This is a genomic window from Rahnella aquatilis CIP 78.65 = ATCC 33071 (assembly GCF_000241955.1).
Taxonomy (GTDB): Bacteria; Pseudomonadota; Gammaproteobacteria; order Enterobacterales; family Enterobacteriaceae; genus Rahnella; species Rahnella aquatilis.
Genome location: NC_016818.1, coordinates 2,629,772 through 2,654,422, shown reverse-complemented (window position 1 = coordinate 2,654,422; position 24,651 = coordinate 2,629,772). Strand labels below are relative to the sequence as shown.

The 24,651-nt window shown below is 54.2% G+C and carries 23 protein-coding genes; 7 read left to right on the top strand and 16 right to left on the bottom strand.

Going from position 1 to position 24,651, the window contains the following annotated elements:
* Position 1 precedes the first annotated feature (1 nt).
* The 7 genes from RAHAQ2_RS11995 to rstA all read right to left on the bottom strand — a co-directional run bounded on the left by RAHAQ2_RS11995 (position 2) and on the right by rstA (position 7,831).
* Positions 2–1,321, bottom strand: coding sequence for an MFS transporter (locus RAHAQ2_RS11995; protein WP_015697487.1), 1,320 nt, complete (start codon positions 1,319–1,321; stop codon positions 2–4).
* 191 nt (positions 1,322–1,512) lie between these two features.
* Positions 1,513–1,851, bottom strand: coding sequence for a hypothetical protein (locus RAHAQ2_RS11990; RefSeq protein WP_015697486.1), 339 nt, complete (start codon positions 1,849–1,851; stop codon positions 1,513–1,515).
* A 105-nt stretch (positions 1,852–1,956) separates the two neighbouring features.
* Complete coding sequence (gene fhuF, locus RAHAQ2_RS11985; protein WP_015697485.1) at positions 1,957–2,721, bottom strand: siderophore-iron reductase FhuF; 765 nt, start codon at positions 2,719–2,721, stop codon at positions 1,957–1,959.
* Between the two features lie 145 nt (positions 2,722–2,866).
* Positions 2,867–3,781: a dihydrodipicolinate synthase family protein gene (locus RAHAQ2_RS11980; RefSeq protein WP_015697484.1), complete on the bottom strand. Its 915-nt coding sequence runs from the start codon at positions 3,779–3,781 to the stop codon at positions 2,867–2,869.
* 513 nt (positions 3,782–4,294) lie between these two features.
* On the bottom strand, positions 4,295–5,776 hold the full coding sequence (locus RAHAQ2_RS11975; RefSeq protein ID WP_015697483.1) for a carboxypeptidase M32: 1,482 nt from the start codon (positions 5,774–5,776) through the stop codon (positions 4,295–4,297).
* Positions 5,760–7,103, bottom strand: a complete 1,344-nt coding sequence (gene rstB / locus RAHAQ2_RS11970) for a two-component system sensor histidine kinase RstB (protein WP_015697482.1) — start codon at positions 7,101–7,103, stop codon at positions 5,760–5,762. Before rstB ends, RAHAQ2_RS11975 begins: the two co-directional genes overlap by 17 nt.
* Entirely contained in the window at positions 7,100–7,831 is a 732-nt protein-coding gene (rstA, locus tag RAHAQ2_RS11965) for a two-component system response regulator RstA (RefSeq protein ID WP_015697481.1), read from the bottom strand. Before rstA ends, rstB begins: the two co-directional genes overlap by 4 nt.
* A 217-nt stretch (positions 7,832–8,048) precedes the next feature.
* Between rstA and RAHAQ2_RS11960 the strand changes: the two genes are divergently transcribed.
* Positions 8,049–8,468 carry a hypothetical protein gene (locus tag RAHAQ2_RS11960; RefSeq protein WP_015697480.1) on the top strand — a complete coding sequence of 140 codons (420 nt, stop codon included), beginning with the start codon at positions 8,049–8,051 and terminating at the stop codon, positions 8,466–8,468.
* Positions 8,469–8,534: 66 nt separating this feature from the next.
* Here the strand turns inward: RAHAQ2_RS11960 and RAHAQ2_RS11955 are convergent, their stop codons facing one another.
* Genes RAHAQ2_RS11955 through RAHAQ2_RS11945 form a run of 3 tightly spaced genes read right to left on the bottom strand, consistent with a single transcriptional unit; the run spans position 8,535 to position 12,295 of the window.
* Positions 8,535–9,770, bottom strand: a complete 1,236-nt coding sequence (locus RAHAQ2_RS11955) for a cytochrome c (protein ID WP_015697479.1) — start codon at positions 9,768–9,770, stop codon at positions 8,535–8,537.
* Positions 9,767–11,530: a GMC family oxidoreductase gene (locus RAHAQ2_RS11950; protein WP_015697478.1), complete on the bottom strand. Its 1,764-nt coding sequence runs from the start codon at positions 11,528–11,530 to the stop codon at positions 9,767–9,769. The genes RAHAQ2_RS11955 and RAHAQ2_RS11950 overlap by 4 nt, the downstream gene beginning before the upstream one ends.
* Positions 11,531–11,545: 15 nt before the next feature.
* Positions 11,546–12,295 (bottom strand): gluconate 2-dehydrogenase subunit 3 family protein, encoded by a 750-nt coding sequence (locus RAHAQ2_RS11945; protein ID WP_015697477.1) that lies wholly within the window; start codon positions 12,293–12,295, stop codon positions 11,546–11,548.
* A gap of 347 nt (positions 12,296–12,642) precedes the next feature.
* Between RAHAQ2_RS11945 and RAHAQ2_RS11940 the strand changes: the two genes are divergently transcribed.
* The gene (locus RAHAQ2_RS11940; protein WP_037039494.1) at positions 12,643–14,151 is read left to right on the top strand and encodes a YchO/YchP family invasin; all 1,509 of its coding nucleotides are present in this window, start codon (positions 12,643–12,645) and stop codon (positions 14,149–14,151) included.
* A 59-nt stretch (positions 14,152–14,210) separates the two neighbouring features.
* Here the strand turns inward: RAHAQ2_RS11940 and narL are convergent, their stop codons facing one another.
* Both narL and narX read right to left on the bottom strand, forming a co-directional pair.
* The gene (narL, locus tag RAHAQ2_RS11935) at positions 14,211–14,861 is read right to left on the bottom strand and encodes a two-component system response regulator NarL (protein ID WP_015697475.1); all 651 of its coding nucleotides are present in this window, start codon (positions 14,859–14,861) and stop codon (positions 14,211–14,213) included.
* Positions 14,858–16,648, bottom strand: a complete 1,791-nt coding sequence (narX, locus tag RAHAQ2_RS11930; protein ID WP_015697474.1) for a nitrate/nitrite two-component system sensor histidine kinase NarX — start codon at positions 16,646–16,648, stop codon at positions 14,858–14,860. The genes narL and narX overlap by 4 nt, the downstream gene beginning before the upstream one ends.
* A 361-nt stretch (positions 16,649–17,009) precedes the next feature.
* Here narX and RAHAQ2_RS11925 point away from each other — a divergent pair, with 361 nt between their 5' ends.
* The gene (locus tag RAHAQ2_RS11925) at positions 17,010–18,428 is read left to right on the top strand and encodes a NarK family nitrate/nitrite MFS transporter (RefSeq protein ID WP_015697473.1); all 1,419 of its coding nucleotides are present in this window, start codon (positions 17,010–17,012) and stop codon (positions 18,426–18,428) included.
* A 73-nt stretch (positions 18,429–18,501) separates the two neighbouring features.
* On the opposite strand, the gene rcnR is transcribed toward RAHAQ2_RS11925, so the two are convergent.
* Entirely contained in the window at positions 18,502–18,774 is a 273-nt protein-coding gene (rcnR, locus tag RAHAQ2_RS11920; RefSeq protein WP_013575420.1) for a Ni(II)/Co(II)-binding transcriptional repressor RcnR, read from the bottom strand.
* 120 nt (positions 18,775–18,894) lie between these two features.
* On the opposite strand from rcnR, the gene RAHAQ2_RS11915 reads away from it, so the two are divergent.
* The 4 genes from RAHAQ2_RS11915 (at position 18,895) to RAHAQ2_RS11900 (ending at position 22,433) form a co-directional block, all read left to right on the top strand.
* Positions 18,895–19,782, top strand: coding sequence for a nickel/cobalt efflux protein RcnA (locus RAHAQ2_RS11915; RefSeq protein ID WP_037039479.1), 888 nt, complete (start codon positions 18,895–18,897; stop codon positions 19,780–19,782).
* A 105-nt stretch (positions 19,783–19,887) separates the two neighbouring features.
* The gene (locus tag RAHAQ2_RS11910; protein ID WP_015697471.1) at positions 19,888–20,868 is read left to right on the top strand and encodes an alpha/beta hydrolase; all 981 of its coding nucleotides are present in this window, start codon (positions 19,888–19,890) and stop codon (positions 20,866–20,868) included.
* Positions 20,869–20,916: 48 nt separating this feature from the next.
* The gene (locus tag RAHAQ2_RS11905; RefSeq protein ID WP_015697470.1) at positions 20,917–21,837 is read left to right on the top strand and encodes a LysR family transcriptional regulator; all 921 of its coding nucleotides are present in this window, start codon (positions 20,917–20,919) and stop codon (positions 21,835–21,837) included.
* Positions 21,838–21,935: 98 nt separating this feature from the next.
* A complete protein-coding gene (locus RAHAQ2_RS11900; RefSeq protein ID WP_015697469.1) occupies positions 21,936–22,433 on the top strand; it encodes a YjjA family protein in 498 nt (165 codons plus the stop codon).
* A 254-nt stretch (positions 22,434–22,687) separates the two neighbouring features.
* On the opposite strand, the gene nth is transcribed toward RAHAQ2_RS11900, so the two are convergent.
* The 3 genes from nth to rsxG are packed head-to-tail and all read right to left on the bottom strand — an operon-like array spanning position 22,688 to position 24,642.
* Positions 22,688–23,326, bottom strand: coding sequence for an endonuclease III (nth, locus tag RAHAQ2_RS11895; protein ID WP_015697468.1), 639 nt, complete (start codon positions 23,324–23,326; stop codon positions 22,688–22,690).
* Positions 23,319–24,017 carry an electron transport complex subunit E gene (locus tag RAHAQ2_RS11890; RefSeq protein WP_015697467.1) on the bottom strand — a complete coding sequence of 233 codons (699 nt, stop codon included), beginning with the start codon at positions 24,015–24,017 and terminating at the stop codon, positions 23,319–23,321. Before RAHAQ2_RS11890 ends, nth begins: the two co-directional genes overlap by 8 nt.
* On the bottom strand, positions 24,010–24,642 hold the full coding sequence (rsxG, locus tag RAHAQ2_RS11885) for an electron transport complex subunit RsxG (protein ID WP_015697466.1): 633 nt from the start codon (positions 24,640–24,642) through the stop codon (positions 24,010–24,012). Before rsxG ends, RAHAQ2_RS11890 begins: the two co-directional genes overlap by 8 nt.
* Between the last annotated feature and the right edge of the window lie 9 nt (positions 24,643–24,651).

Sequence of the window (24,651 nt, the reverse complement as noted above, 5' to 3'; positions counted from 1 at the left end):
CTTATTCATCCAGATCACGCAAATGATCGTCCTTGCGCAACGTCATCAACGCAAACAGGCTGACCACGCAGGTGGCGACCACGTAATAGGCCGGAATATCCAGATTGCCGGTTTCTTTGATAAGACCGGTGATGATAAGACCCGCACAGCCGGAAAACACCGCATTCGACAGGGAATAAGATAACCCCAGCCCGGTATAACGCACGCGGGTCGGGAACATTTCCGCCAGCATCGCCGGGCCGGGACCGGCAATCATGCCGATCGTCGCACCGGCAATCAGCACCGCAATGCCTTTGGTCAGCAGGCTGCTTTCAGGATTTTGCAACAGGTGCAGCAGCGGGAAACTCAGCACGATGACGGCAAATACGGCGAACATCATCACTTTCTTGCGGCCAATTTTATCGCTCAGCCAGCCGGAAGGCAGAATCGCCAGCGCAAAACCAACGTTCGCCAGCACCGTCGCCACCAGAGCCTGTAAAAACGTGGCATGCAGGGAGGTTTGCAGATAAGACGGCATCACCACCAGGAAGGTATAACCGCCCGCCGACCAGCCCATCATGCGGCCAATCCCCAGCGCGATGGCTTTGGCGGTGGCGATCGCAGAGGCTTTTTCTGCGGCGGTTTTTTGTGCTGCCGGTTCAGCTTTTTTAATGGCAACAAAGTTCGGCGTTTCGTCGAGCTTCAGGCGCAGATACAGCGCCACCAGCCCCATCGGCAGCGCCAGCAGGAACGGAATGCGCCATCCCCAGTCTTTCATTTGGGCTTCGGGAAGGGTCTGAACCAGCACCGCCACCAGCGCCACGCCGGTCAGCAAACCCAGCGACACCGTAAACGACTGCCATGCGCCGTAAATACCGCGTTTGCCTTTTGGCGCAAATTCGGTCATCAGCGACACCGCGCCGCCAAATTCACCGCCGGCAAACAAACCCTGGAACATACGCATCAGCGTCAGCAATAACGGTGCGGCCACGCCAATCTGCGCGTAGGTTGGCAGCAGACCAATAATGGCAGTCGCCAGCGTCATCAGCAGAACGACAGCGATCAGCGTCGGTTTACGGCCAATTCGGTCACCGATACGGCCAAAAATGATTGCCCCAATCGGGCGGCAGAAAAACGCCAGTGCGAACGACGCATAAGTAAGGAGTAAACCGGTCATGCCGGTCTGGCCTTCCAGGGTGAAAAAGTTACCGGCGATAAGGGTCGCCAGGTAACCGTAAACGCCAAATTCATACCATTCGATAAAATTACCGACCGAACCGGCAACGAGTGCACGGCGTGACTGGCTGGCGGTAGCAGGAGTAATTGGTCCGGTGCGGGTCATCATTAACCTCTTCAGAAAAGGAACATTGTTATAAGAATAGGATGTAAATATTTTTCTAAATTTCTGAGGTTATTATGTCAATAGTTTTCATGTATTGAACAAAATTAAAGCGGGAAGTGTGGGGTCAGGCAGGTTTTGGGCATAAAAAAGGCTGCGCCCCGAAAGGTGCAGCCTGTTTAAAAGCGGAGCAGTTACAGCGTGTGGATGTCGATACCGTCGCCGATATTACTTTTTTGGTAGTAAGCCCGCGGGACTTCTACCTGATACTGTTTGTCAGCGTAAGCGACTTCCAGAATAAAACGTTCGTTTTCATAGGATTCAACCGGAATAAAACCGAAGAATCCTTCCGTTACGCTGATGGTCCGGGTAGACGGAATAGCATAACGATGAACAATCCTTGCTCTGAGCGGCTGCTGCTTGCCGGTTAACGTGTTCCATACGCGGTTAACGGGTTGCGCCAGAGAAACCATCACCTCTGAGGCCAGCGAGTTAAGAGCCGAGGGCCAGCTCTCAGGTTTTTTCATAGTCATGATAAATACCTCGTTGGTCTATATAACCCAATTCTTATAATTATCTGCCGCTAAGATCCAATCATTTTTTACGCTAAGTTTAGTCAGCTTTTGTAAGTGGTTGATTTATCCGGCGACGGTTTTGCGTCTTTTGCCTGATTTACGTTCTGCTAGCAATAACGGGCAGGAAGGGCACATGGCATGGTCTTCCAGATCGTAGCGCAGGCAGCATTGTTTACGGTATTGCGGGCTGTCGGGGTCGGAAGGGTCTTCGGCACGCAGCGGCTGAAATAACGGATTTTTTCCGCCATAACGCAGCTCGCGCGATTCCATCAGGCGCATGCCGTCCGTGATATCTGCATTAACCAGTTCCGCCTGTTTGACGCCCCAGCCGACGCGGATCGCCGCGTTGCTCCAGTAAATACCCGGCTTCAGGCCGGAGAATTCCGCCAGTGCTTCGCAAACCGGGCGCAATTGCTGTTCGATCATCACATCAAAACGCGCCATCGGTTCAGCGGATGTCAGCGCTTCGCCTTCGCCGTCGAGATAAATCTGCGCCGGTAAGCCTTCTTCCTGCATGCACAGATAGACATTTTCAGCGGCGATCGGCAGTTGCCAGCCGTGACGCAGCGAGACAATTACCCAGCTCGGCAGCAGGGTGGCAAAATACCATTGCGACCACATCGAGATCCGTGCCCGGCGTTTATCGCACTGCGCGGCATCGGCGGCATTGGCGTCCAGATAACGTTTGAGCACGCTGGCGCAACCTTCAGCAGTGGTCAGTCGCGACATGGGCACCGCATTAGTCACCCGCGGTGACATCGGTTTGAAAGTTTCTGCAACCCAGCTGACCGGCGTTTCGCGGAAACTGTCGAGGAGTGTTTGCATCATTACGTTATAAAAGTCATTCGGCTTGGTAAATCATGGGAATAGAGTAACGAATATTAAAGCGGAATAGTAATGATTTCGATTTAGATTGAGGCGACTGTATCGGGTTTTGCTCATCCCCCTGCGAAGGGGGATGCTGGGCGGGGGGTTAGCAGACGGCACTGACACCCGCCTGTTGCAAAATCTCACGCACAATCTTTTGTTTGTCATTGCTCAGCGGCAGTGCCGGTTTGAGTGAATACACCGGCATATCGCTGATGATCTGTGAAATGGCGTATTTGATGACGTTGTAAATCGGTGTATCCAGCGTGTACAGCGGTGGCAGGAATGACAGCCGTTGTTGCAGTCCGACGGCGGTGGCGAAATCTTTCTCTTTAAAGGCGCGGTAAATTCCGCAGGTGAGTTGCGGGGCGAAGTTGGCGCTGGCAGGAATAGCGCCGTCGCCGCCGAGGATCAGCGTGCCGAACAGGTATTCGTCATAACCGGAGAACACGGCGAAATCCGGGCGCTCAGGTTTCACTGCCTGTATCGTTTCGCGAATGTGATTGAGGCTGTCCACGGTATCTTTCAGGCCGACAATGTTCGGGCATTCCAGCGCCAGACGTTTGATCAGGCTGACCGGTAGCGGCTGACCGGTCAGTCCCGGATAGTTGTACATGATCACCGGCAAACCCGCGCCTTCAGCAATCGTGCGGTAATGCAGATACAGCGCATCTTCGGTTACCGGGTTGTAGTAGGGATTTACCACCACGACGCCGTCGGCACCGACGCTTTTCGCGTGCTGTGCGAACGCCAGCGTTTCTGCCGTGCCCGGATGCGCCGCGCCAATCAATACCGGTACACGCCCGGCGACATGTTTGGTGCAAAACTCAGCCACTTCATGACGCAGCGCCTGAGACATATGCGCGAATTCCCCCGCGCTGCCGAGGAAAAACAGGCCATTCACGCCGCTTTCAATCACAAAATCAATCAGACGCGCCATCCCCTGACGGTCAAGCTGCTCATTCTCATTCAGGATCGTTGCGACAGGTGGGATCACGCCATGAAACAGTGGGCTGGTCATACATTCGTTCTCCATATGAAAGTGCAAAATACTCAACACCCCATTTATAGAACGCTGTTTCATATTTTTATAGCGATGGGATCGAATTACATGGATTTAGCCAATATTTGGAAGGGAAGTCACAAAGACGGGGTAACTCCCTTCCCAAATCCCCACTTACATCACCAGCGCCTGACCGTCTTTGCGTGATTCTGTGCCTGCCAGATAGCCTCCTGCCGGATTCTGCGGATACAGCATCACGCACCGGTTGAAACTACGCATAAATACAGTGCGTTAAATGAATGTTACAGGGATGAGGGGTGGAAGGTTTGCACAGATGAAAGGCGTTTCAAAGAAATAAGATGAGTCAGGGAATGGTTCAGCTGAATCTTAAATTCAACTTCAAGGTTAAGATCCTTGGTTGCCACCCACACTGACCAGAGACCCGTTAACCCAGGGCTTCGCGCTTACGCGTCCTCCTGGCCAGGTTGGGTGGCAACCCACGATGTTGACGTTAATTTTTAAACGCTTTAATTACAAATATCGCCCTTCCAGATGCGCCCGGAAGAACGCCGGGTTCAGCGTTTCGCCTGTCGCGTTTTTCATCAGCTGATCTGTCGTGAACCGGCTGCCATGCTGCCAGATATTCTGTTGCAGCCACTGGAACAGCGCCGTCAGGTCGCCACGGACAATGTCATCCTGCAACGTCGGTATGGCTTTATTGGCAGTCTGGAACAGTTGTGCGGCATACATCGCGCCCAGGGTGTAGGTCGGGAAGTAACCGAAGCCGCCGTCGGTCCAGTGGATATCCTGCATACAGCCGTCGCGGTAGTTGCCAACGGTATTGATGCCCAGATACTCCTTCATCTTTCTGTTCCACAGGGCCGGAATATCATCCACTTCAATTTCGCCTTCCATCAGCGCTTTTTCGATTTCATAACGCAGGATGACGTGTGCCGGATAGCTCAGTTCATCGGCGTCGACACGGATAAAGCCCGGCTGGACGCGCTGGTTCAGCTTAATAAAGTTGCTTTCGTCCAGTCCTTCGCGATGGCCGAATTGTTCGATAACCAGCGGATAGACAGATTTCAGGAACGGCTCACTGCAACCCAGTTGCATTTCAAGCAGCAGGCTTTGAGATTCGTGTACACCCATTGAACGGGCGTTGGAAACCGGCTGGCCCAGCCATTCTTTTGGCAGGTTTTGCTCGTAACGTGCATGACCGGTTTCGTGGATAACCCCCATCATGGCGCTGAGGAATTCATTTTCGTTGTAACGCGTGGTGATACGCACATCCTGCGCAACGCCGCCGCAGAACGGGTGCGCGCTGACATCCAGACGACCGGCATCGAAATTAAAGCCCAGTTTACCCATCACTTTCAGACCAAGCTGGCGCTGTTTTTCGATGTCAAACGGTCCTTGTGGTGCAATGCAGGTTTCGGATTTTTGCTTTTCGACTACGGTTTGTAACAGATCCGGCAGCCAGGTTTTCAGATCGCCAAACAGGACATCCAGTTTCTGCGAAGTCATGCCCGGCTCGTATAAATCGAGCAGGGCGTCGTAGCGGCTGATGCCGGCAGCTTCGGCGCGCAGCTGTGCTTCCTGACGGCTGAGTTTCACCACTTCTTTCAGGTTATCCGAGAAGCCTTCCCAGTCGTTCGATTTGCGCTGGATCCGCCACGCCTGCTCGCAACGTGCGCCTGCCAGTGATTTTGCCTGTACCAGGCTTTCCGGCAGCAAAGCCGCCTGCTGATAGTGACGGCGCATTTCGCGCAGATTTGCCTGCTCCACGTCATTAAGTTGTTCGCCGCCGGCCTGTTCCAGCCATTCGCCGACCTGTTTCGCCGTGAGGATCTGATGCGTCAGCACGCTCAGTTCAGCCAGCGCTTCCGAGCGGGCCTGGCCGCCTTCCGGTGGCATCATGGCTGCGGCATCCCAGCCTGCAATAGCCGATAAATGGCCAAAACGGGACAGACGGGCGAAAGTGTCGTGCAATTTTTTATAGGCGATGATCATTGTGGCTCCCTTCCTGATTTTCGTTATTAGGCTGTTCTGCAGCCAGATTGAATGTGGGTTTTACCGGCCAGCTGAAACGCAGGCTGGCACCGCCGAGCGGGCTGCCGTCAACGGCGACACGCCCCTGATAAGCGACAGCGATGGAATGAACAATAGCCAGCCCCAGCCCGCAACCGCCGGTGGCGCGATCACGGCTCGGGTCAAGGCGAACAAAGGGCTCAAAGATGCGGGTCCGTTCTTCCGGCGGGATGCCCGGTCCGTCGTCTTCAACCTGCAGGCAGGCCAGTTCACCGTCGAGCCACAGGCTGACGCGTAATGTCTCTTGTGAATAGCGCAGACCGTTGTTGACCAGATTGTCCAGCACGCGCTCCATCAGGCGTAAATCCACGCCGCCGAAGTCGGCATTTTGTGGTGCGTTATAGAGAATAGTGCGCTCGGTGATCAGCCGGAAATCATCGACTTTGTCTTCCAGCCATTCGGGCAGATTGACTTTTTCCAGATTCAGCGCCACCTGCGGACGGTCCAGACGCGCGTAAGTGAGCAGTTCATCGATCAGCGCTTCAAGCTGCCCGATATCGCGGTTGATGGCATTTTGTTCCGATTCCGGCAGGTTCTCACTGATTGCCAGCCGGTAACGCAGGCGCACCAGCGGCGTACGCAGCTCATGGGCAATACCGTCGATCAGGAGTTTTTTACTGGCGACCAGCGTACTGATGTTGTCGGCCATCTGGTTAAAGGCTACGCCCAGGCGGTTGAGGCTGGAGGTTGAATCAAAATCAATACGTTCGTCGAGATGGCCGTTACCGAGGCGCAGTGCGGAATTTTCCAGCCGCAGTAAATCCTGCCAGTGCGGGCGCATCCACAGGAATACCGGCAGGGCCAGCGATAAACCGATGAAGATCAGCAAGCCCAGATCCAGCAGCCGCATTTCGTGCATATAAAACAGGTACGGAATAGGGCCGACCACCAGCACGTAATGGCTGCGCGGCACCCGCTGAATAAAGGTGTATTCGTCATCGAGCGCAATAATTTCGCCATCTTTAAGACGCTGATCCAGTGCGGGACTGAGCTTGCGTTTGCCGAGCGGTTCGATATGCAGTTTGAAGGACAGGTTCAGATCCAGCGTATTGATGGTCTTGTTCCAGTCCTTTATCGGAATTTCCCGTAGCTCACTGCGCATCAGGTAGAGCGAACTTTTCATCAAATCGTTCATGGACTGACGGCCAGTACGTTCTGCGGTGACTTTGTAAACCAGCCCGACCAGCATCGCCATCACCAGAAAACAGACCAGCAGTAACAGAAAGAACTGGATGAAAAGCTTTTTCATTCCTGTAACGTCTCCCAGGCGTTGGGAGCAAACAGATAGCCTTTATTTCGCACCGTTTTAATGCGAAAGGGCTCCAGGGTGTTGTCGTACAGCTTGCGACGCAGGCGGGAGATCGCGACGTCAATGCTGCGATCCAGCCCGTCATAGCTCACTCCACGAAGGTTTTTCAGCAGCGCTTCGCGATCCATAATGCGCCCGGCGTGTGTCGCCAGTTCCCACAACAAATCAAAGTCGGAAGTTGAAAGCACGATCGTTTCATCCACCAGCGTCACTTCGCGGTTAACCGGGTCGATGCACAACTGACCGAAATGCAGGGCATTGCCGCTTTGTAGCGTCTGAACCGGTTGCTCATTTTGAGTATTCTGTACCGGACTCTGACGTAAATGCAGCCGCAAACGGGCCAGAAGCACCGCCGGTGGCGTTGTTTTCAGGATGTAATCGTTGGCGCCCATTTCCAGCGATAAAATGTGGTTCATGTCGCTGTCGAGCGAAGTGAGCAACACAATCGGACCGGGGAAAACCGGACGCAGATCGCGGCATAAGGTCATGCCATCTTTGCCTGGCAGCATGATGTCGAGCAGGACCAGATCGGGTTTTTCTTTTTCAATGCGCGCCTGCGCGGTATCGCCACGGGGTTCAACCAGCACGTCGATATCATGTTTACCCAGATAGGCGGCGATCAGGTTGCCGACTTCTGCATCATCTTCTACAAAAACGATTTTATTCATTGGCTTGCTGCTTTAAGAAATCCGGTGATTAGCATAGCGTGACCCGCAGGACGACGCTATCGTGCTAGCGTAATAGAACATGTCAGTTTCCGTTACGCAAAGCACCGGAAGCGACTGGCAAAGTGTCAGTGAATTATGCCATTATATAGCTGAATATCTTCGGCGTTATACATTGATTAAATAATTGATTGACCCTGACCAGGAAGAGGAAGAGGGGATGAATGAAAACCGCCTGGTACCCGATGCGCGCAGTCAACAAGCCTCCTTTGACTACATGGAATACTTGTCCGCATCCTGCAAAAAGAAATGGAGTTTTGTTGACGCTATTTATGGCGTGATGCCGTTCTTTGGCATGGTTCTGAAATCCCGTTCGATAAAAGAAAAATCCCGGCAGGAAGCGTTGCGCGCACTGGCCTTACAGGTAGTTTCCACCCAGGTCAGCGACGAGACCAATATTGTCCGGCTGATTGAACTGGCAGAGCAGCAAAATATGTACAACATTGATATCAACCTGCCGTACTCGCTGACCGAAGAACAGCTCACTGCAATAAAAGTGGAATGCAAACATCTGGTGCAATTAAGCCAGAATAATGATCATCTGTTAGTACAGATTATGCAGATGCCTTCCCGGCACTGATTTCTCGGTGATGCATTCAAAATAAAGGCCGCTTTCGCGGCCTTTATCATTTCAGTCGTTTGCCGTTTATTTCTTCAGTTCGGCGCGTAAGTCTTTCACGTCTGAGGCAGAAACCGGCGCGGCGGCATTTCCCCAGCTGTTACGGATATACGTCAGCACGTTAGCCACATCGGCATCGCTCATATTGGCATCAAACGATGGCATCGACGGCGCGGTAGGTTTGCTGTCGGTAGCCACAGGGCGGCTGCCCGTCAGCACCACGCGGATAAGCGACGTGGCGTTGGTCTGGTTGATGAGCGGTGAATCTGCCAGCCGTGGGAACAGACCTTCCTGACCCATACCGCCTGGCGTATGACATGCGGAACACCGGTCAGCGTAGATATTCTTCCCGGCAATCATTGCCTTATCGTCAGCTTTCACTGGCGCAGGGGCGTTATTGCCGCTGTCATGACCGCTGTCTTTCAGATAGACCGCCACGGCTTCAAGGTCGGCATCCGTCCAGTGCCGGGATGAGTTCGTCACTTCCTCCGCCATCGGACCGGAAGCAATATCGAAACGGTTAGAACCGGTTTTCAGATACTGCATCAGATCTTCCTGCGTCCAGTTACCGACACCAGTGTGCTTGTTGCTGGTGATGTCCGGTGCGACCCAGTTTTCTATCACCGCCCCTTGCAGGAACTCGCTGTCCTTATCGCCGCCGAGCATATTTTTCGGTGTATGACAGGTACCGCAGTGTCCCAGACCTTCAACGATGTAGGCGCCGCGGTTCCATTGCGCCGATTTATCCATCTGCGGTTTGAATTCGCCTTTGCTGAAGTTCAGCCAGTTCCAGCCCATCAGACTGGTACGCACGTTGAACGGGAACGGCAACTGGTTAGTTTCGATTTCGTTGTGCACCGGTTGCAGGGTCTGCAAATACGCCCAGATCGCCGCGTTATCTTCGCGGGTCACTTTGGTGTACGCCGTGAACGGCATCGCACCGTAAAGACGTTTGCCGCCGTGGCCGATGCCTTCGGACATCGCGCGCTGGAAGTCATCAAAACTCCATTTACCGATACCGGTTTGCACATCCGGCGTAATGTTTGCACCGACTAAACGGCCGAACGGGGTTTCAATTGGCACACCGCCGGCAAAAGGTTTGGCGTCCGGCGTGGAGGCAGTATGACAGGCGGCGCAGTCGCCCACTGTCGCCAGATAACGGCCACGCTCAACCTGTTCGAAAGAGCCGTCGCCCGCCGCGTGGGCCAGCCCGCTGATGCTCATGGCCAGCAAACCGAGTGAGAATGAGGTTAACTTTTTCATGCGATCATCTCTCCCGGTTTTTTCAGATAGTAATGACGGATCGCATGCGCGGCTTTGAATGCCAGCGCACCCACGGTACCGGTCGGGTTGTAACCCGGATTTTGCGGGAAGGCAGACGCGCCGACCACGAACAGATTAGGCACGTCCCAGACTTGCAGATGTTTGTTCACTGAGCTGGTGGACGGATCCGCGCCCATCACAAAACCGCCGACGACGTGGGATGACTGGTACGGCGTACCGTTCCAGTGACCTTTCATCGGGCTGGCGACCAGCTGACGCGGATTCATCGCTTTGGCGATTTCGGCCACTTTACCGGTGCAATACGCGGCCATTTTCAGGTCATTTTCCGGGAAGTCGAACGTCACGCGCAACAGCGGGCGACCCAGACGGTCTTTGTAGTTCGGATCCAGCGACAGATAGTTGGTTTTGGTGGTGTAGCTGCTGGCCTCACAACCGATCGACATCGAGCTGAGGTAGTTGGCGACCGTCGCTTTTTTCCACTCGCTGCCCCATTTCGGCGTTCCCGGCGGAACAGGGCGGTAGCCGATGGGGGCGCCGCCGATGGGGGTCACGCGGATACTGCCGCCGCCAAAGAAGCCCAGACCGCTGTGGTCAAAGTTGTCATTGTTGAAATCGTCAATGCCCATCCCGACCGCACCTGCGCCGATGAACGGATTAAAGTTCTTGTCATCAAAGAACAACTGCACACCGTTAGCGGTCTGATAGGCATAATTACGGCCCGTGGTGCCGCTTAACGTGACCGGATCGTAAGGTTTGCCGATGCCGGAAAGCAGCATCAGACGGACGTTTTCGAAGGTAAACGCACTCACGATCACCAGATCAGCCGGTTGTTCCCATTCATCGCCGGAAGAATCGATATAGACCACGCCTGTCGCGCGTTTGCCGGTGGAATCGGTCAGCACCTGCATCACTTCACAGTTGGTACGGGCTTCGAAATTCTCCTTGCGGATCAGTGCCGGTAATACGGTAGTGATAGCGCTGGCCTTGGAATAGTTCGCACAGCCGAAGTTGGTGCAGAACCCGCAAAATGTACATGGCCCCATTTTCACGCCGAGCGGATTGGTGTAAGGCTCGGAAATCAGGGAAGAGGGTACAGGGAACGCTTTATAACCCATATTGCGCGCGGCTTGCGCAAACAAGGTCGGGCCATAAGGCTGATCCAGCGGGCGGGTCGGATATTCAATGGAGCGCATCCCTTCATACGGATTGCCGCCTTCATGATGTTCGCCTTTGACGTTGCTGGCTTTACCGGAAACGCCGGCCAGACGCTCGAAAGAGGCGTAATGCGGTTCCATTTCTTCCCAGTCGGTGCCCCAGTCTTGCAGCACCAACTCTTCCGGGATGGCATTAGCGCCGTAACGTTCGGTCAGATGGCTTTTCAGGCGGAATTCATCCGGCTGAAAACGGAAAGTAATCCCCGCCCAGTGGTTGCCCGCACCGCCGGTACCGTTTCCCGGGTGGAAAGAACCCCATTCGCGCATCGGTAATGCCGTCTGCGCCGGGTTGTTTCGGATAGTGATGGTGTTCTGGCGGGTGCGTAACATCAGTTCCTGGCGGGAGCTGTAGCGTAACTCATCCGTCACCGTCGACACGTTGAAATCACGGGCGGTATCACGCCACGGACCACGTTCAATCGCCACCACATTCAGACCTTCGTCACACAATTCATTGGCGATGATCGAACCTGCCCAGCCAAGCCCGATCACCACCACGTCTGTTTTGGGTAATTTTTTTGCCATAATGTTGTTCTGCCCTTAGCTTTTCATTTTCCATGCGTCGCCGCCGGAAATACTCAGCGGTTCGAGATCGAGTTTCTGGTTATGTTTGCCGATATATTCGCGGTAGTCGTAGCGCGCGCCGGGGAAGCCCAGCATTTTCCACGACACCATATTGCGGTTACCGCCATAAATCGGGTCAGCAAAGAAACCTTCCATTGTGTTCTTCAGTGCGATGGCGAAGAACAATTTAGAATCGATCCCTTCAAGGGCAATTTTTCCGCTCTCAAGACCTGACAGGATTTGATCCTGCTGGTCGCCGGGCAGATCTTTGAATAATTTCTGATGCTGTGACCGGGCATATTTATCCAATGCGGCCAGGCCAAGACGGTAGCGTTGTTGCGGCACCAGCGGCGACTGATCGCCTTGCTCCGGAGTGCCCTCCTGGAAAGGGCCTTGCATATAAAGGCGGGAATAGGTGCCGTAGAATCCGGCCAGCTGACGGTCGATAAACACCGCGCATCCGGCGTCTTTACCGCCCACGCTCAGATCATCGGCAGGGACCAGACGGTCAACAATGGCTTCCATGGCAGCGGCTTCGGCTTCGGTGAAAAACACCCAGCCATCGGTCTCAATCTGCGGCGGCGGGCTGGCGTCAAAGGGGCTCCACACGGGCGTGCCTTTGAGCGTCACCGCGTTGGCGGCTTTGGCGGCACCCAGTACTGCGGAGGCGGCCGTGAACGAGAGAATCTGTCTGCGGGTCACGCCGGGCAAGGTTTTTTTGCTCATTTATGTTCCCTGTTTGTATACATCACTTTAAGGTCCGGACGCGCTCTGCAAAGGCAGTCGGGTGGCGTCGGGATAATCGTTAACCTGCTAAGGATAAATGAAAACAGACTGTAAAGATAAATGGTTCGTTTGTTAAAAATGTTATTAAATGTGTGCAATTGATATCTTTGATGTAATTTTAGGTGATATTTTTGTGATGTGGTGACATGTTATCCATGTATTCATCATGGAAATGAATTTTCATGATTTCACCTAATACAACGATGTATGTGGCCGTTCGTGGCATGCAGGTTGAATTATGCTGTCTGTACGTTAAGATCAAACCTTACTCATAAAATGTGCAAGGTATGACTGAAGTCACAGATTTTTTTTCTGATTTATTGAAGCGATTTGCAGGAAATCCCTGCGCCTCTTTGCTTATTGCCGGGGGAGCTGCCTTCTATGCTGTCAGCGCCAGTGCGCTGACGGCAGAACCCACCGAATATGGCGTTTCCGGTTATCACCTCAGCGGTTTTCTGCCTGCCAGTGACGAAAGTTCCGTTTTTAATAACGGAGCCCCGGCCCAACCTTCCCGGATGTTACCCAGCCTCGGCAGCCAGTATATACAAACCAATACCGGACCGACGGCCACGGAAAAACAGCTCGCAACCACGCTGAAAGAGCTGGGCACCACCACCACAGACAGCGATGATCCCTTACGTGTGCAGGCGGAGACGCTGGCACTCAGTCAGGCGGCGAAACTGGTGCAAAAAGAAACCAGCAGTTTGCTTTCGCCGCTGGGTACCGTCAGCACCTCGCTGGATATGAGCGGCCGTAATCTTGACGGCAGCTCCGGGCGGCTTTTCAGCCCGCTATACAATTCTCAAACCAATCTGGTTTACAGCCAGATTGGCCTGCAAAGCGAGACGGATGCTACGGTCGGTAATTTCGGCCTGGGGCAGCGTTTTAACACCGGCGCGTGGATGCTGGGATATAACGCTTTTGTGGATAACGATTTCGATCATCAGCTGACACGCGGCAGTCTGGGCGCGGAAGCCTGGACAGATTACCTGCGTTTCTCAACCAATTATTATCATCCCTTTTCGTCCTATAAAGCCGACAACAGTACGTCTGCACAACTGCGCCGTCAGGCGCGTGGCTACGACATCACCACCAAAGGCTATTTACCTTTCTACCGCCAGTTGGGCGCTTCACTGAGTTATGAGCAGTATTTCGGTAATCAGGTGGATTTGTTCGGCAACGGCACACGGCAGAGTAATCCGTCGGCTGTGTCATTTGGCGTCAATTACACGCCGGTACCGTTAGTAACGGTGATGGCCGAACACCAGGCCGGGCAGGATGGTGATAATCAGGATGTGGTGAAACTGACGCTGAATTACCGGCTGGGTGTGCCACTGGATCAGCAACTGTCTTCACGGAATGTCGCGGCAGCGCGCTCGCTGCGCGGAAGCCGGATGGACATGGTCGATCGCAATAATATGCCGGTGATGGAATTCAAACAGCGCAAAACCTTATCGGTATATCTGGCCACGCCGCCGTGGTCATTACAGCCGGGCGAAACGGTGCCGCTGAAACTGCAATTGCGCGCACTGAATTCCGTGGTGGCGCTGAGCTGGCAGGGTGATACACAGGCGCTGAGCCTGACGCCACCCGCCAATAACCGTAATCCCGATGGCTGGAGCGTAATTGTGCCCCCGTGGGATGACTCCCCGGACGCCACCAACATTTATCGTTTGTCGGTGACCGTGGAAGACAGCAAATCGCAAAAAGTCACCTCCAACTGGATCACGCTGAATGTGTCCCCGCCACTGACTGCGCAACCACAATATGGTAATGATCCCGGGCTGAATTTCTGATCGCGGTTTTCTCGCCTCCCCTTTGCAGGGGAGGATGGGTTTTAAGGGCTCACGCCTGGTTAAAGCACATTACTCTGCAACACCCAAACCGCTGCTTCTACGCGGGATTTGAGTTTCATTTTCTTCAGCAGATGTTTGACGTGCACTTTCACCGTGCTTTCGGTGATATTCAGACGGCGGGCGATCATTTTGTTCGGCAAACCTTCGGCGATCAGTTTGATGATGTCGCGCTCGCGCGGCGTCAGGGACTGAATATCACGGTCACCGCTCGGGCGGCTTTCCCGCAGGCTGGCGGCAAGAACCGGCGTCAGCGCTTCGCTCAGCACCATTTTTCCGGCGGCGGCGTTATGCAGCGCGGCCAGCAAATCCTCCGGCTCCATATCTTTCAGTAAATAACCATCTGCGCCACGTTTCAGAGCTGTGACGACGTCATCTTCGTGATTGGACACGCTGAACACCACGATACGGCCTGAAAGGGCGGTCTGGCGCATGCTGTCGAGGGTATCCAGCCCGTTCATACCCGGCATATTCAGATCCAGCAGGATCAGATCCGGATCGAGCTGTTTCGCCAGTTCGACACCTTGTTCGCCATTGCTGGCTTCACCAATAACTTTAAGACGCGAGTCCAGCGCGATCAGCTGTTTCACGCCGTTACGCAGCATAGGATGATCGTCAATCAGCAAAATAGTGGAAGGGGTGATGTCGTTCATACTTGCTCCTGGGGATTGATTGGCAGGGCTTCGGGCCGGAAACACACTGTGACTTCTGTGCCGCCGTCCGGGCGTCGGGCGACCCGACATTTGCCATGTAAGGTACTGGCACGATCCTGCATGATGATCAGGCCATAATGATTTTGCCGCTCGACGTCCGGCGAAATGCCTTCGCCGTTGTCGCAAATACTCATACTGATTTCACCGTCATGACAATGCAGTGAGAGCGATACCTGCGTGGCGTTAGCGTGTTTATATGCATTGTTCAGGGCTTCACGGGCGATGTGCAACAGGTGTATGCCCTGATTGGCCGGAACGGAACGTGGCGGGATCTGATAATCGAAATCGACGGGCAGTCCCATGCGGCGTGAGAATTCATCGACGGTATGTTGCAGCGCGGCGCGCAGGCCGGGCGTGTTCAGCGTCAGACGGAACGTGGTCAGCAGTTCACGCAACTGACGATAAGCGGTACTCAGTTCCTCACGCATTTGCAGCAACAGATTTTTGTCTTCTTCAGAGAACGTGTCAGCATGCATTTGCAGGCAGGCCACCTGAATCTTCAGGCACGACAGCGACTGCGCCAGCGAGTCGTGCAGTTCGCGGGCGATGGCCGAGCGTTCCTCCATCAGCATGAGCTGCTGCTGATGTTCTGCCTGACGCGCCAGCATCAGGGTACTGGTGAGCTGTTCCAGCAGGGTATGCACCAGTTGCTGCTGATCGTCATCCAGATACTGACCGGGGGGTAACTGCGCCAGCAGCACACCGTAATTTTCGCGCTCGTCGCGCAGGCTCCAGCTCAGGGATTCCCCGCCGTCATCCGCATGTTCACCGACCTTCGGGCTGACGGGCTGGCGCGGCGAGGCGTGGCTGAATTCATTGAACACTTCCGCACTGTTATTTTCGTATTGCCGCAACTGAATGCCACTCAGCGGGGTCAGTGACTGCAACTCTTTCAGCACCGGCTCCATGCGCGCCTCAAGCGGTTCGCTGGTATGAAGCTGACGGCTGACACGGTACAGATAGTCCAGCATTTGATTTTTTTTCTGCAGGTCGGCGGTTTTCTCTGCCACGCGCTGCGCCAGATTATCGACCATTTCCGCCAGCGCCAGCGACATGCTGTTGAGCGAATCGCCGAGAATATCCATTTCATTATGTGCATCGCCATTCGCCACACGGTTGCGCTGATAGCGGCGGCTGAAATCTCCGGCGGTAATTGCGCTGGCCTGTGCGAGCAGACTTTTCCAGGGCGTCAGCAGATGGCGGCGCAGGAACCAGATGGTCAGCGCCATCAGTAAAAGAGTCACTGCCACCAGCCCGCGCTGGATCAGCGAAATCTGTTGTAAATGGTATTCGGTTTTGTACTCAAGTGCGGCGACCAGCACATCAAGCTGGCCGACAAAGACGGCGATATTGGCCGAGACATCCTGCGGATGCTTTGCCGCCAGAAGCTGGTCGCGCAGGGTGGATTGCCAGTACTGACGTAACGCCAGAAACTGTGGTTGCAGATTTTCGCGCTCTACCGCCTGTAATAAATCGGCGCTGTTTTCATCAGCTTCCATCTGGCTGATATAGCGGGCACTGGTTTCGCTCAGCGGTACCTGAGACAACAGCCGGTAACTTTGCATACGCAGCGAACCCGCTTTATTGATCGCATGGGCATTGCCTTCGATACTGCCCGCCATCCACGCCGCCATGCTCATTCCGCCAATACCCAGCAGGCCGAGCAGCAGCATCAGCAAGCTGATCTGACTGATGAGCGACAAAGAAGGCAGTGCGCGTTTAAGCATGAATCGTGTTTCCTGAATCTATATCGGATGCTGCGGATACCGTGCCGGACTGACACAAACCTGTACAGAGTGGGCATTTTTTATGATCAGAGGGAGTTTCCCTATACCTCTTTGTGATTACTCCTTTATTTCCGCCTGATTCATACCTTCATTCGTGGAAAGAATATCTCTTCATCAACTTTATGAATACTAGCAGTTTATTGCTTTCTCGCCGGATACTCATAAAGGATCCGTGGTCATTTTTCCTGCATTATCCACCTGCGGTTGCGTTGATTTGTATCAACATCCTGAAGCAGGGCTCTACCTAGTGTGTGCGACATAACTTAATCATTACAACAATGCGTTGCCACCCGAGGTACACATGTCACATACATCAGCTTCACCGACGGAAAAACCGTCACGCCTGTTGCAGGACTGGCGTCCGGAAGATCCGGCCTTTTGGGAACAGACCGGGCATAAAGTGGCCAGCCGCAATTTATGGATTTCCGTGCCTTGTCTTTTGCTGGGATTCTGCGTCTGGATGCTGTTCAGCCTGGTTTCCGTTAACCTCAATAAAGTTGGTTTTAACTTTACGACAGATCAGCTGTTTATGCTGACTGCCATTCCGTCCGTTTCCGGCGCACTGCTGCGCGTGCCTTACTCCTTTATGATCCCGCTGTTTGGCGGCCGCCGCTGGACGGCCATCAGTACTGTATTTCTGGTGCTGCCATGCCTGTGGCTGGGTTTTGCGGTGCAGGATACCACCACGTCTTATAACATTTTCCTGATCATTGCGTTGTTGTGCGGTTTCGGTGGCGCAAACTTCGCATCGAGCATGTCCAATATCAGTTTCTTCTTCCCGAAAGCGAAGCAGGGCGGCGCACTGGGAATCAATGGCGGTCTGGGTAATCTGGGTGTGAGCGTGATGCAGCTGGTTGCGCCACTGGTCATCTCCCTGGGGGTGTTTGCGGCTTTCAGCGATAAACAAACGCTGGCGAACGGCGCTGACATGTGGCTGCAAAATGCAGCGTGGATCTGGGTGCCATTTTTGATCATCGGTACCCTTGCCGCCTGGTTTGGCATGAACGATCTGGCCTCTTCTAAAGCCTCAATCCGCCAGCAGTTGCCGGTGCTGAAACGCGGTCATCTGTGGATCATGAGCGTGCTGTATCTGGCGACCTTTGGCTCATTCATCGGCTTTTCCGCCGGTTTTGCCATGCTGACCAAAACCCAGTTCCCTGACGTCAATATTCTGCAATTCGCCTTCTTCGGCCCGTTCTTTGGCGCGCTGGCCCGTTCTGCAGGGGGCATGTTGTCCGACCGCCTGGGTGGTATTCGCGTCACCCTGGTGAATTACATCGTCATGGCGATTTTTGCAGGTTTACTGTTCCTGACCTTGCCGGTCGGTGGCGTGGGCGGCAATTTCCCGGCGTTCTTCGCGGTCTTTATGGTGCTGTTCCTGACGGCGGGTCTGGGCAGTGGCTCCACCTATCAGATGATTGCGGTGATTTTCCGTAAACTGACCACTGATCAGGCTAAAGCTCGTGGTGCCAGCGATGATGAAGCGCTGCGTGAGGCGGTTACCGATACGGCGGCTGCGCTCGGTTTTATCTCTTCCATCGGCGCGATTGGCGGCTTCTTTATTCCTAAAGCGTTCGGGACGTCACTGGCCATGACCGGCTCACCGGCTGGCGCGATGAAAGTCTTCCTGGTGTTTTACGTGGTTTGTGCGCTGATCACCTGGCTGGTGTACTGGCGTAAACTGAACAAAGGTTTTGCGACCAAACAAGTCAAAAAGTAATCGCAACAGGCAGTGAAGAGAATGAAAGGGGCCCCGGCCCCTTTTTGCGTGATCAGACTTCCGCCACGGGAGGTTATTTCACGTAAGAATTCAGCACGCTCAGAACGACGTCCAGGTCGGCCTCACGTTTCACGACATCTTCCTCATGAACAATATGCTCAGTCAGATGTCCTTTAATCACTTCCCGCATCAGTCCATTCACCGCGCCGCGGATCGCGGCAATTTGTTGCAGAACCGCCGCGCATTCATGGGGCTCATCCAGCATTTTATTTAACGCCGCCACCTGACCCTGAATCTTGCTGGTACGGGCTTTCAGTTTCTGTTTATCGCGAATGGTATGGGACATATCACTTCCTCCATGACACTAATGACGGTGCGATCATATCATTTTGTGGATACTGGGGGGGTGTATTTAATACTGGGGGGGAGTACAATCCCGGCGCCTACCTTATCGGGAATCACTACCATGAATGACTTTTCTACACTTTTACAACAGGGAAATGCGTGGATTTTTATACCCAGCGCCATCTTGTTGGGGATTTTACACGGGCTTGAGCCCGGCCATTCGAAAACCATGATGGCCGCCTTTATCATTGCGATTAAAGGCACCGTCCGGCAGGCCATTTTACTGGGGCTGGCGGCCACGGTTTCGCATACGGCAATTGTCTGGATCATTGCATTTGGCGGTATGTATCTCAGCAACCGGTTCACCGCAGAGGCAGTCGAGCCGTGGTTGCAACTGGTGTCTGCGATCATCATCCTGGGCACGGCAGCATGGATGTTCTGGCGTACATTTCGCGGCGAACAGCTGTGGAAGAGAGAACACACGCACGGGCATCACGCTGATCATGACCACCATCATGACCACCATCACGGACATTCCCACGCGCATGCGAACGTTCAGCGTCACGTTCAGCCCCGGGGACTTAATAACCTGCGTGGCATAACGCGCATCAGCCTGTCACCGCAGGAATATCAGGATGCTCATGAACTGGCGCACGCCAGCGATATTCAGCGACGTTTTGCCAGCACGGAAGTGACGAACGGGCAGATTTTATTTTTCGGTCTGACCGGCGGGCTGATCCCGTGCCCGGCCGCCATTACCGTGCTGTTGATCTGCATCCAGCTTAAACAACTGGCGCTGGGGGCGACGATGGTGGTGTGTTTCAGTATCGGACTGGCGCTGACGCTGGTGACCGTCGGCGTCGCGGCCGCTGTCAGTATCCGTCAGGCAGCTAAACGCTGGAGCGGTTTAAACTCGCTGGCGCGCCGGGCACCTTATTTTTCCAGTGTACTGATTGCGCTGGTGGGGATTTATATGGGCATTCACGGCGTTATAGGCTTAACGTCATGAAAAATGTGAACGTAATCAGTCATAAGCAATAACAATTCAGACTTTTTAAAACCGGCTTAAGGCGTTATAAATAACGGGACGATAACTGAAAAAATGGATCCCGTGATGAAAACTGCCCACCTGGTTGACCCTGAACTGCGCCCGTTACTGGATCTTATGCCAGAACGTGTGCTCGAAGCCTCTGTTCTGCCTGTCATGCGTGAGCAGCGTCAGACGGCGGCGCTGGAAAGTCTGTTACAGGATGACGGGTTGCCGGTAACGGTTAGTCAGCATCACATTTCAGGCGGCGAAAATGCGCCGGTGGTGCGAGTTGTGGTGATTTCGCCGCAACACGAACGCAAAGGGCGGATGGGTATTCTGCATATTCACGGTGGTGGCTATGTGCTGGGCAGCCCTGAACAGTCGATGCCGCTGACCCGCCCGACGGCGGCGCAACACGACTGCGTCATTGTTTCGGTGGATTATCGCCTCGCGCCGGAAACACCGTTCCCCGGCCCGCTGGAAGATTGCTATGCGGCGCTGGTCTGGATGACCGCGCAGGCAGAAGCGCTGGGTATCGACTCCGCCCATATCGGTGTGATGGGCGACAGCGCCGGTGCAGGGCTGGCGGCCTCTCTGGCGCTGCTGACCCGTGACCGGAGTGGGCCGAAACTGGCGTTTCAAAACCTGATGTATCCGATGCTCGACGACCGCACCGTGACCGATCCCAACCCGAATCCGGTGACCGGCGAATTTTCCTGGACGCGCGCGGACAACCTTTTCGGCTGGCATGCCTATCTCGGTCACGAAGCGGGTTTGCCGGATGTTTCCTGCTACGCTGCTGCTGCCCGCGCAGAGGATCTGAGCGGATTACCGCCAGCCTGGATTGGTGTCGGTTCGATCGATTTATTTCTCGATGAAAACATCGACTATGCCCGCCGGTTAATCCGCGCAGGCGTGCCGGTGGAATTCAGTATCTATCCGGGGGGATTCCATGGTTTCAATGGCGATCCGGCCTATGCGCTGGCCCGCCGCGCCCGCAAACAGCGTCAGGATGCCTTAGCCGGTTTCAATCCGCTGCGTCATTATCATGACTTTGGCTTATAATAAGCAGCAATCAATCAGGCATAACAACCGGCTGAATTAGAAAATAAATTGGATATCAAACAACTTATCTATCTGTGTAATCTCGAACGCGAGCGGCATTTCGGCAGGGCAGCAGAAGCCAGTTTTGTCAGCCAGCCGACGTTGTCGATGCGCCTCAAGAACCTTGAAAAAGAACTCGACCTTAATCTGATCAACCGCGGTAATAACTTTGAAGGTTTTACCGCCGAAGGGCTGCGTGTACTGAGCTGGGCACGTGAAATCGTCGCCGTCTATGAAGGTCTGAAACTGGAAGTCGAATCGCTGAAACAGGGCATGAGCGGAACATTGCGTATCGGTGTAATGCCGCAATGCAGCGTGTCGCTGGCGCAACTGATTAAGGCGGTCAGCGAGGCGCACCCGGGCCTGGATTACCGCGTCGCAGAAGTCAGTGCCGATCAACTGATCGAAGCGCTGAGCAGCCATTCGGTGGATGTCGGTATCGGTTTCTTTGAATTTTCGACGCTCAATGAACTGCGCTTTCAGCTGGTGCCGCTTGATGATGGCGGTGTTGATGTGGTGTATCACCCGGATCATTTCCCGCAGTTGCAGGGCATCGGACTGATGACCGCCGAACAGGCAGCCGCGCTGCCGTTATGTTTGTCTGAGCCGAGCCGCTATTTCCGTCGTTATCTGGATAATTTTTTCCGTCAGGCCGGGCTTGAGCTGCATCCGCGGCTTGAAAGCACGTCTATTTTCCAGCTGATGCAGGGGGTGTTTGTCGGCATTGGCTGTGCGCTGGTTCCGCGCGGCCATCTGATTGATGAAATGCATCCTGTACTGAAACGTTGCCCGCTGGATATCACACCGATGAGCCGCCACGCCGCACTGGTGGTTGCCGAAGCGGGAAGGGCAACGCCGCTGGCGCAGCATTTCTTCACCGCCGCCGGGCTTTGGCTGTCACAACAGCAGACAGAACAGCCCGCCGGATAAACATTTCCCGACGGTTTATCTCCGGTATTCCTATTGATGTAATGAATATTTAAGCTCAAGCTTTGCCGCAATACTGAGTGAAATGCATGGAGTAATACATGAAAACATTGAAAGCTGTTGTTCTGGCGATGGCCTCTGCGGGTATTTTGCTTTCAGCAGGCGCACAGGCTTCGAATAATCTTCTGGGACAACTGCAGCAGGCTGCTAACGAAGGACTGAATGGCACCAGCAATAAATCCGGTTCTGCGGGCACCACGTCTTCGCTGACCTCACTGCTCAGCGGCGGCGACAGCGCATTAACTTCGACCAGCGCAAACAACGTCGCCGGTGTGTTGCAGTACTGCGTGAAGAACAACGTACTTTCCAAAGCCAGCACTGAGAATGTGAAAGATCAGTTGCTGAGCAAGCTGGGCATCCAGACGGCAGAGGGTGCGGAAAGCCAGGATTATCAGCAGGGCCTGGGGGGATTGCTGAAAACCGGTAAAGACCAGAGTGTGGATCTGAATAATCTGGGGAACGGGCTGACGCAGGTGAAGGAGAAAGTGAAAACCAAAGCCTGTGATGTGGTGCTCAAGCAGGCGAAATCGTTTATTTGATTTTGACTTTCTCCTCCCCCTGCGAAGGGGGAGGTCGGGAGGGGGTTTTAAGGGCTAACACCTTGTCAAAGAATACTTTAACTTTTTGATTTTTCTTTAATACCCCACCCCAACCCTCCCCTTCGCAGGGGAGGGAGCACACCGAGCCATCCTTACCTTGCCATGTGATAACCGTTATTGAAAAACCGAAATTGTCTCGGTCGAGCCTTCAGTGCAACTGAGAAAATTTTAAAGAGATCCAAAGGGAACCCCTTTCACTCCGCATAAACCTTCTCTTTACTCTCACACAAATCCTCGATCAGACACGAGCCGCACCGTGGCTTGCGCGCAATACAGGTATAGCGGCCATGCAGGATCAACCAGTGATGGCAGTCAAGTTTGAATTCGGCCGGAACCACTTTCAGCAATTTCTCTTCGACATCATCGACAGTCTTACCCGGCGCGAATTTCGTGCGGTTACAGACGCGGAAAATATGCGTATCCACGGCAATGGTCGGCCAGCCGAAGGCGGTATTGAGCACGACGTTGGCGGTTTTGCGGCCGACACCCGGCAGGGCTTCAAGCGCGGCGCGGTCTTCCGGCACTTCGCCGTTGTGTTTTTCCAGCAAAATACGGCAGGTTTTAATCACGTTCTCGGCTTTGGCATTAAACAGGCCAATGGTTTTGATGTATTCCTTTACGCCGTCCACGCCAAGCGCCAGAACAGAGGCCGGCGTGTTGGCGACCGGATACAGCCTGGCCGTCGCCTTGTTCACGCTGACATCCGTGGCCTGTGCGGAAAGCAATACCGAAATCAGCAGTTCGAACGGGGTGGTGTACACCAGTTCGGTTGTGGGATGCGGATTGTTATCACGCAAACGACTGAGGATTTCGATGCGCTTTTCCTTATTCATGAACACTTCCCTTTGGCAGACTTTCTTCAGCGACAACGTGCTGTGCCGCTTTCCGCGCTTTCATGCGCTGATCGATAAGGTATTTAGCGGCCAGCAACAGACCGAGGCCGATAAACGCGCCCGGCGGCAACATGGCCAGCAGGAACGGGTTATCCAGATGCAGCACTTCGACGCGCAGTACTTTCGCCCAACTGCCGAGCAACAAATCAGCACCGTTGAACAGCACGCCGCTGCCGAGAATTTCACGCATTGAACCCAGCACGAACATCGCGCAGGTGGCACCGAGGCCGGTCATCGCACCGTCAAGCGCGGCCAGATGGATGGGGCTGCTGGCCGCGCAGGCTTCAGCGCGTCCGACCACAATACAGTTGGTCACAATCAGCGGAATAAAAATGCCCAGCGCCTGATACAGACCGAATGCGTAGGCGTTGATCAGCATCTGCACGGTACTGACCACCGAGGCGATAATCAGCACGTAAATCGGGATGCGGATTTCATCCGGGATCCACTTACGGAACGCGGAAATCATGGCGTTAGTGCAGGTCAGCACCAGCGTGGTCGCCAGCCCTAAACCGAGGGCATTGGTCGCCGTAGACGTCACGGCCAGCAGCGGGCAAAGCCCCAGCAACTGCACCAGCGAGGAGTTATTAGTCCACAAACCCTGAACGATTATCTTTCTGGCTTCACTCATCACGTGCTCCACAAGGGGTGAGGTGGGAAAGCTGAGACGGTACCGTCCCGATAAACAGCGCCGTGCGTTTTACAGAGCGAACGACAGCGCGCGGTGTAATGGTCGCACCGGTAAACTGATCAAACATACCGCCGTCTTTCTTCACCGCCCAGCGCTCATCGCTTACACCGTTAACGGTCTGATTGGCAAAATGCTTGATCCAGTCGGAAATGCGCACTTCAATTTTGTCACCCAGCCCCGGCGTTTCATGCTGTTCCAGCACACGGGAACCGTAAACTTTGCCATGAAAATCCGCCGCCACCAGCAACTGGATCGCACCGGAATAGCCGTCAGGCGCGGTAGTTTCCACCACAGCCGCCACCGGCTGACCGTTTTTGCGCGCCAGATACATACGGTGCGGCGTGGCAGTACCGAGTGAGGCATCGGTGACGTTGTAACATTCATTTTGCATGTCGTTGTCATACACGCTGGCCGGGATCACCTGATCGAACAGCGTTTTTTGTTGTAACAGTGCCTGATGTTCAATGGTCGGCTTGGTCATCAGGTTGACCAGCGCGGTCATGCCGGTCATCAGTGCGCCAAAGAAAGCCAAAATCAGGCCGTGGCGCCGCATTGTAGCTAACATAATTCTTCC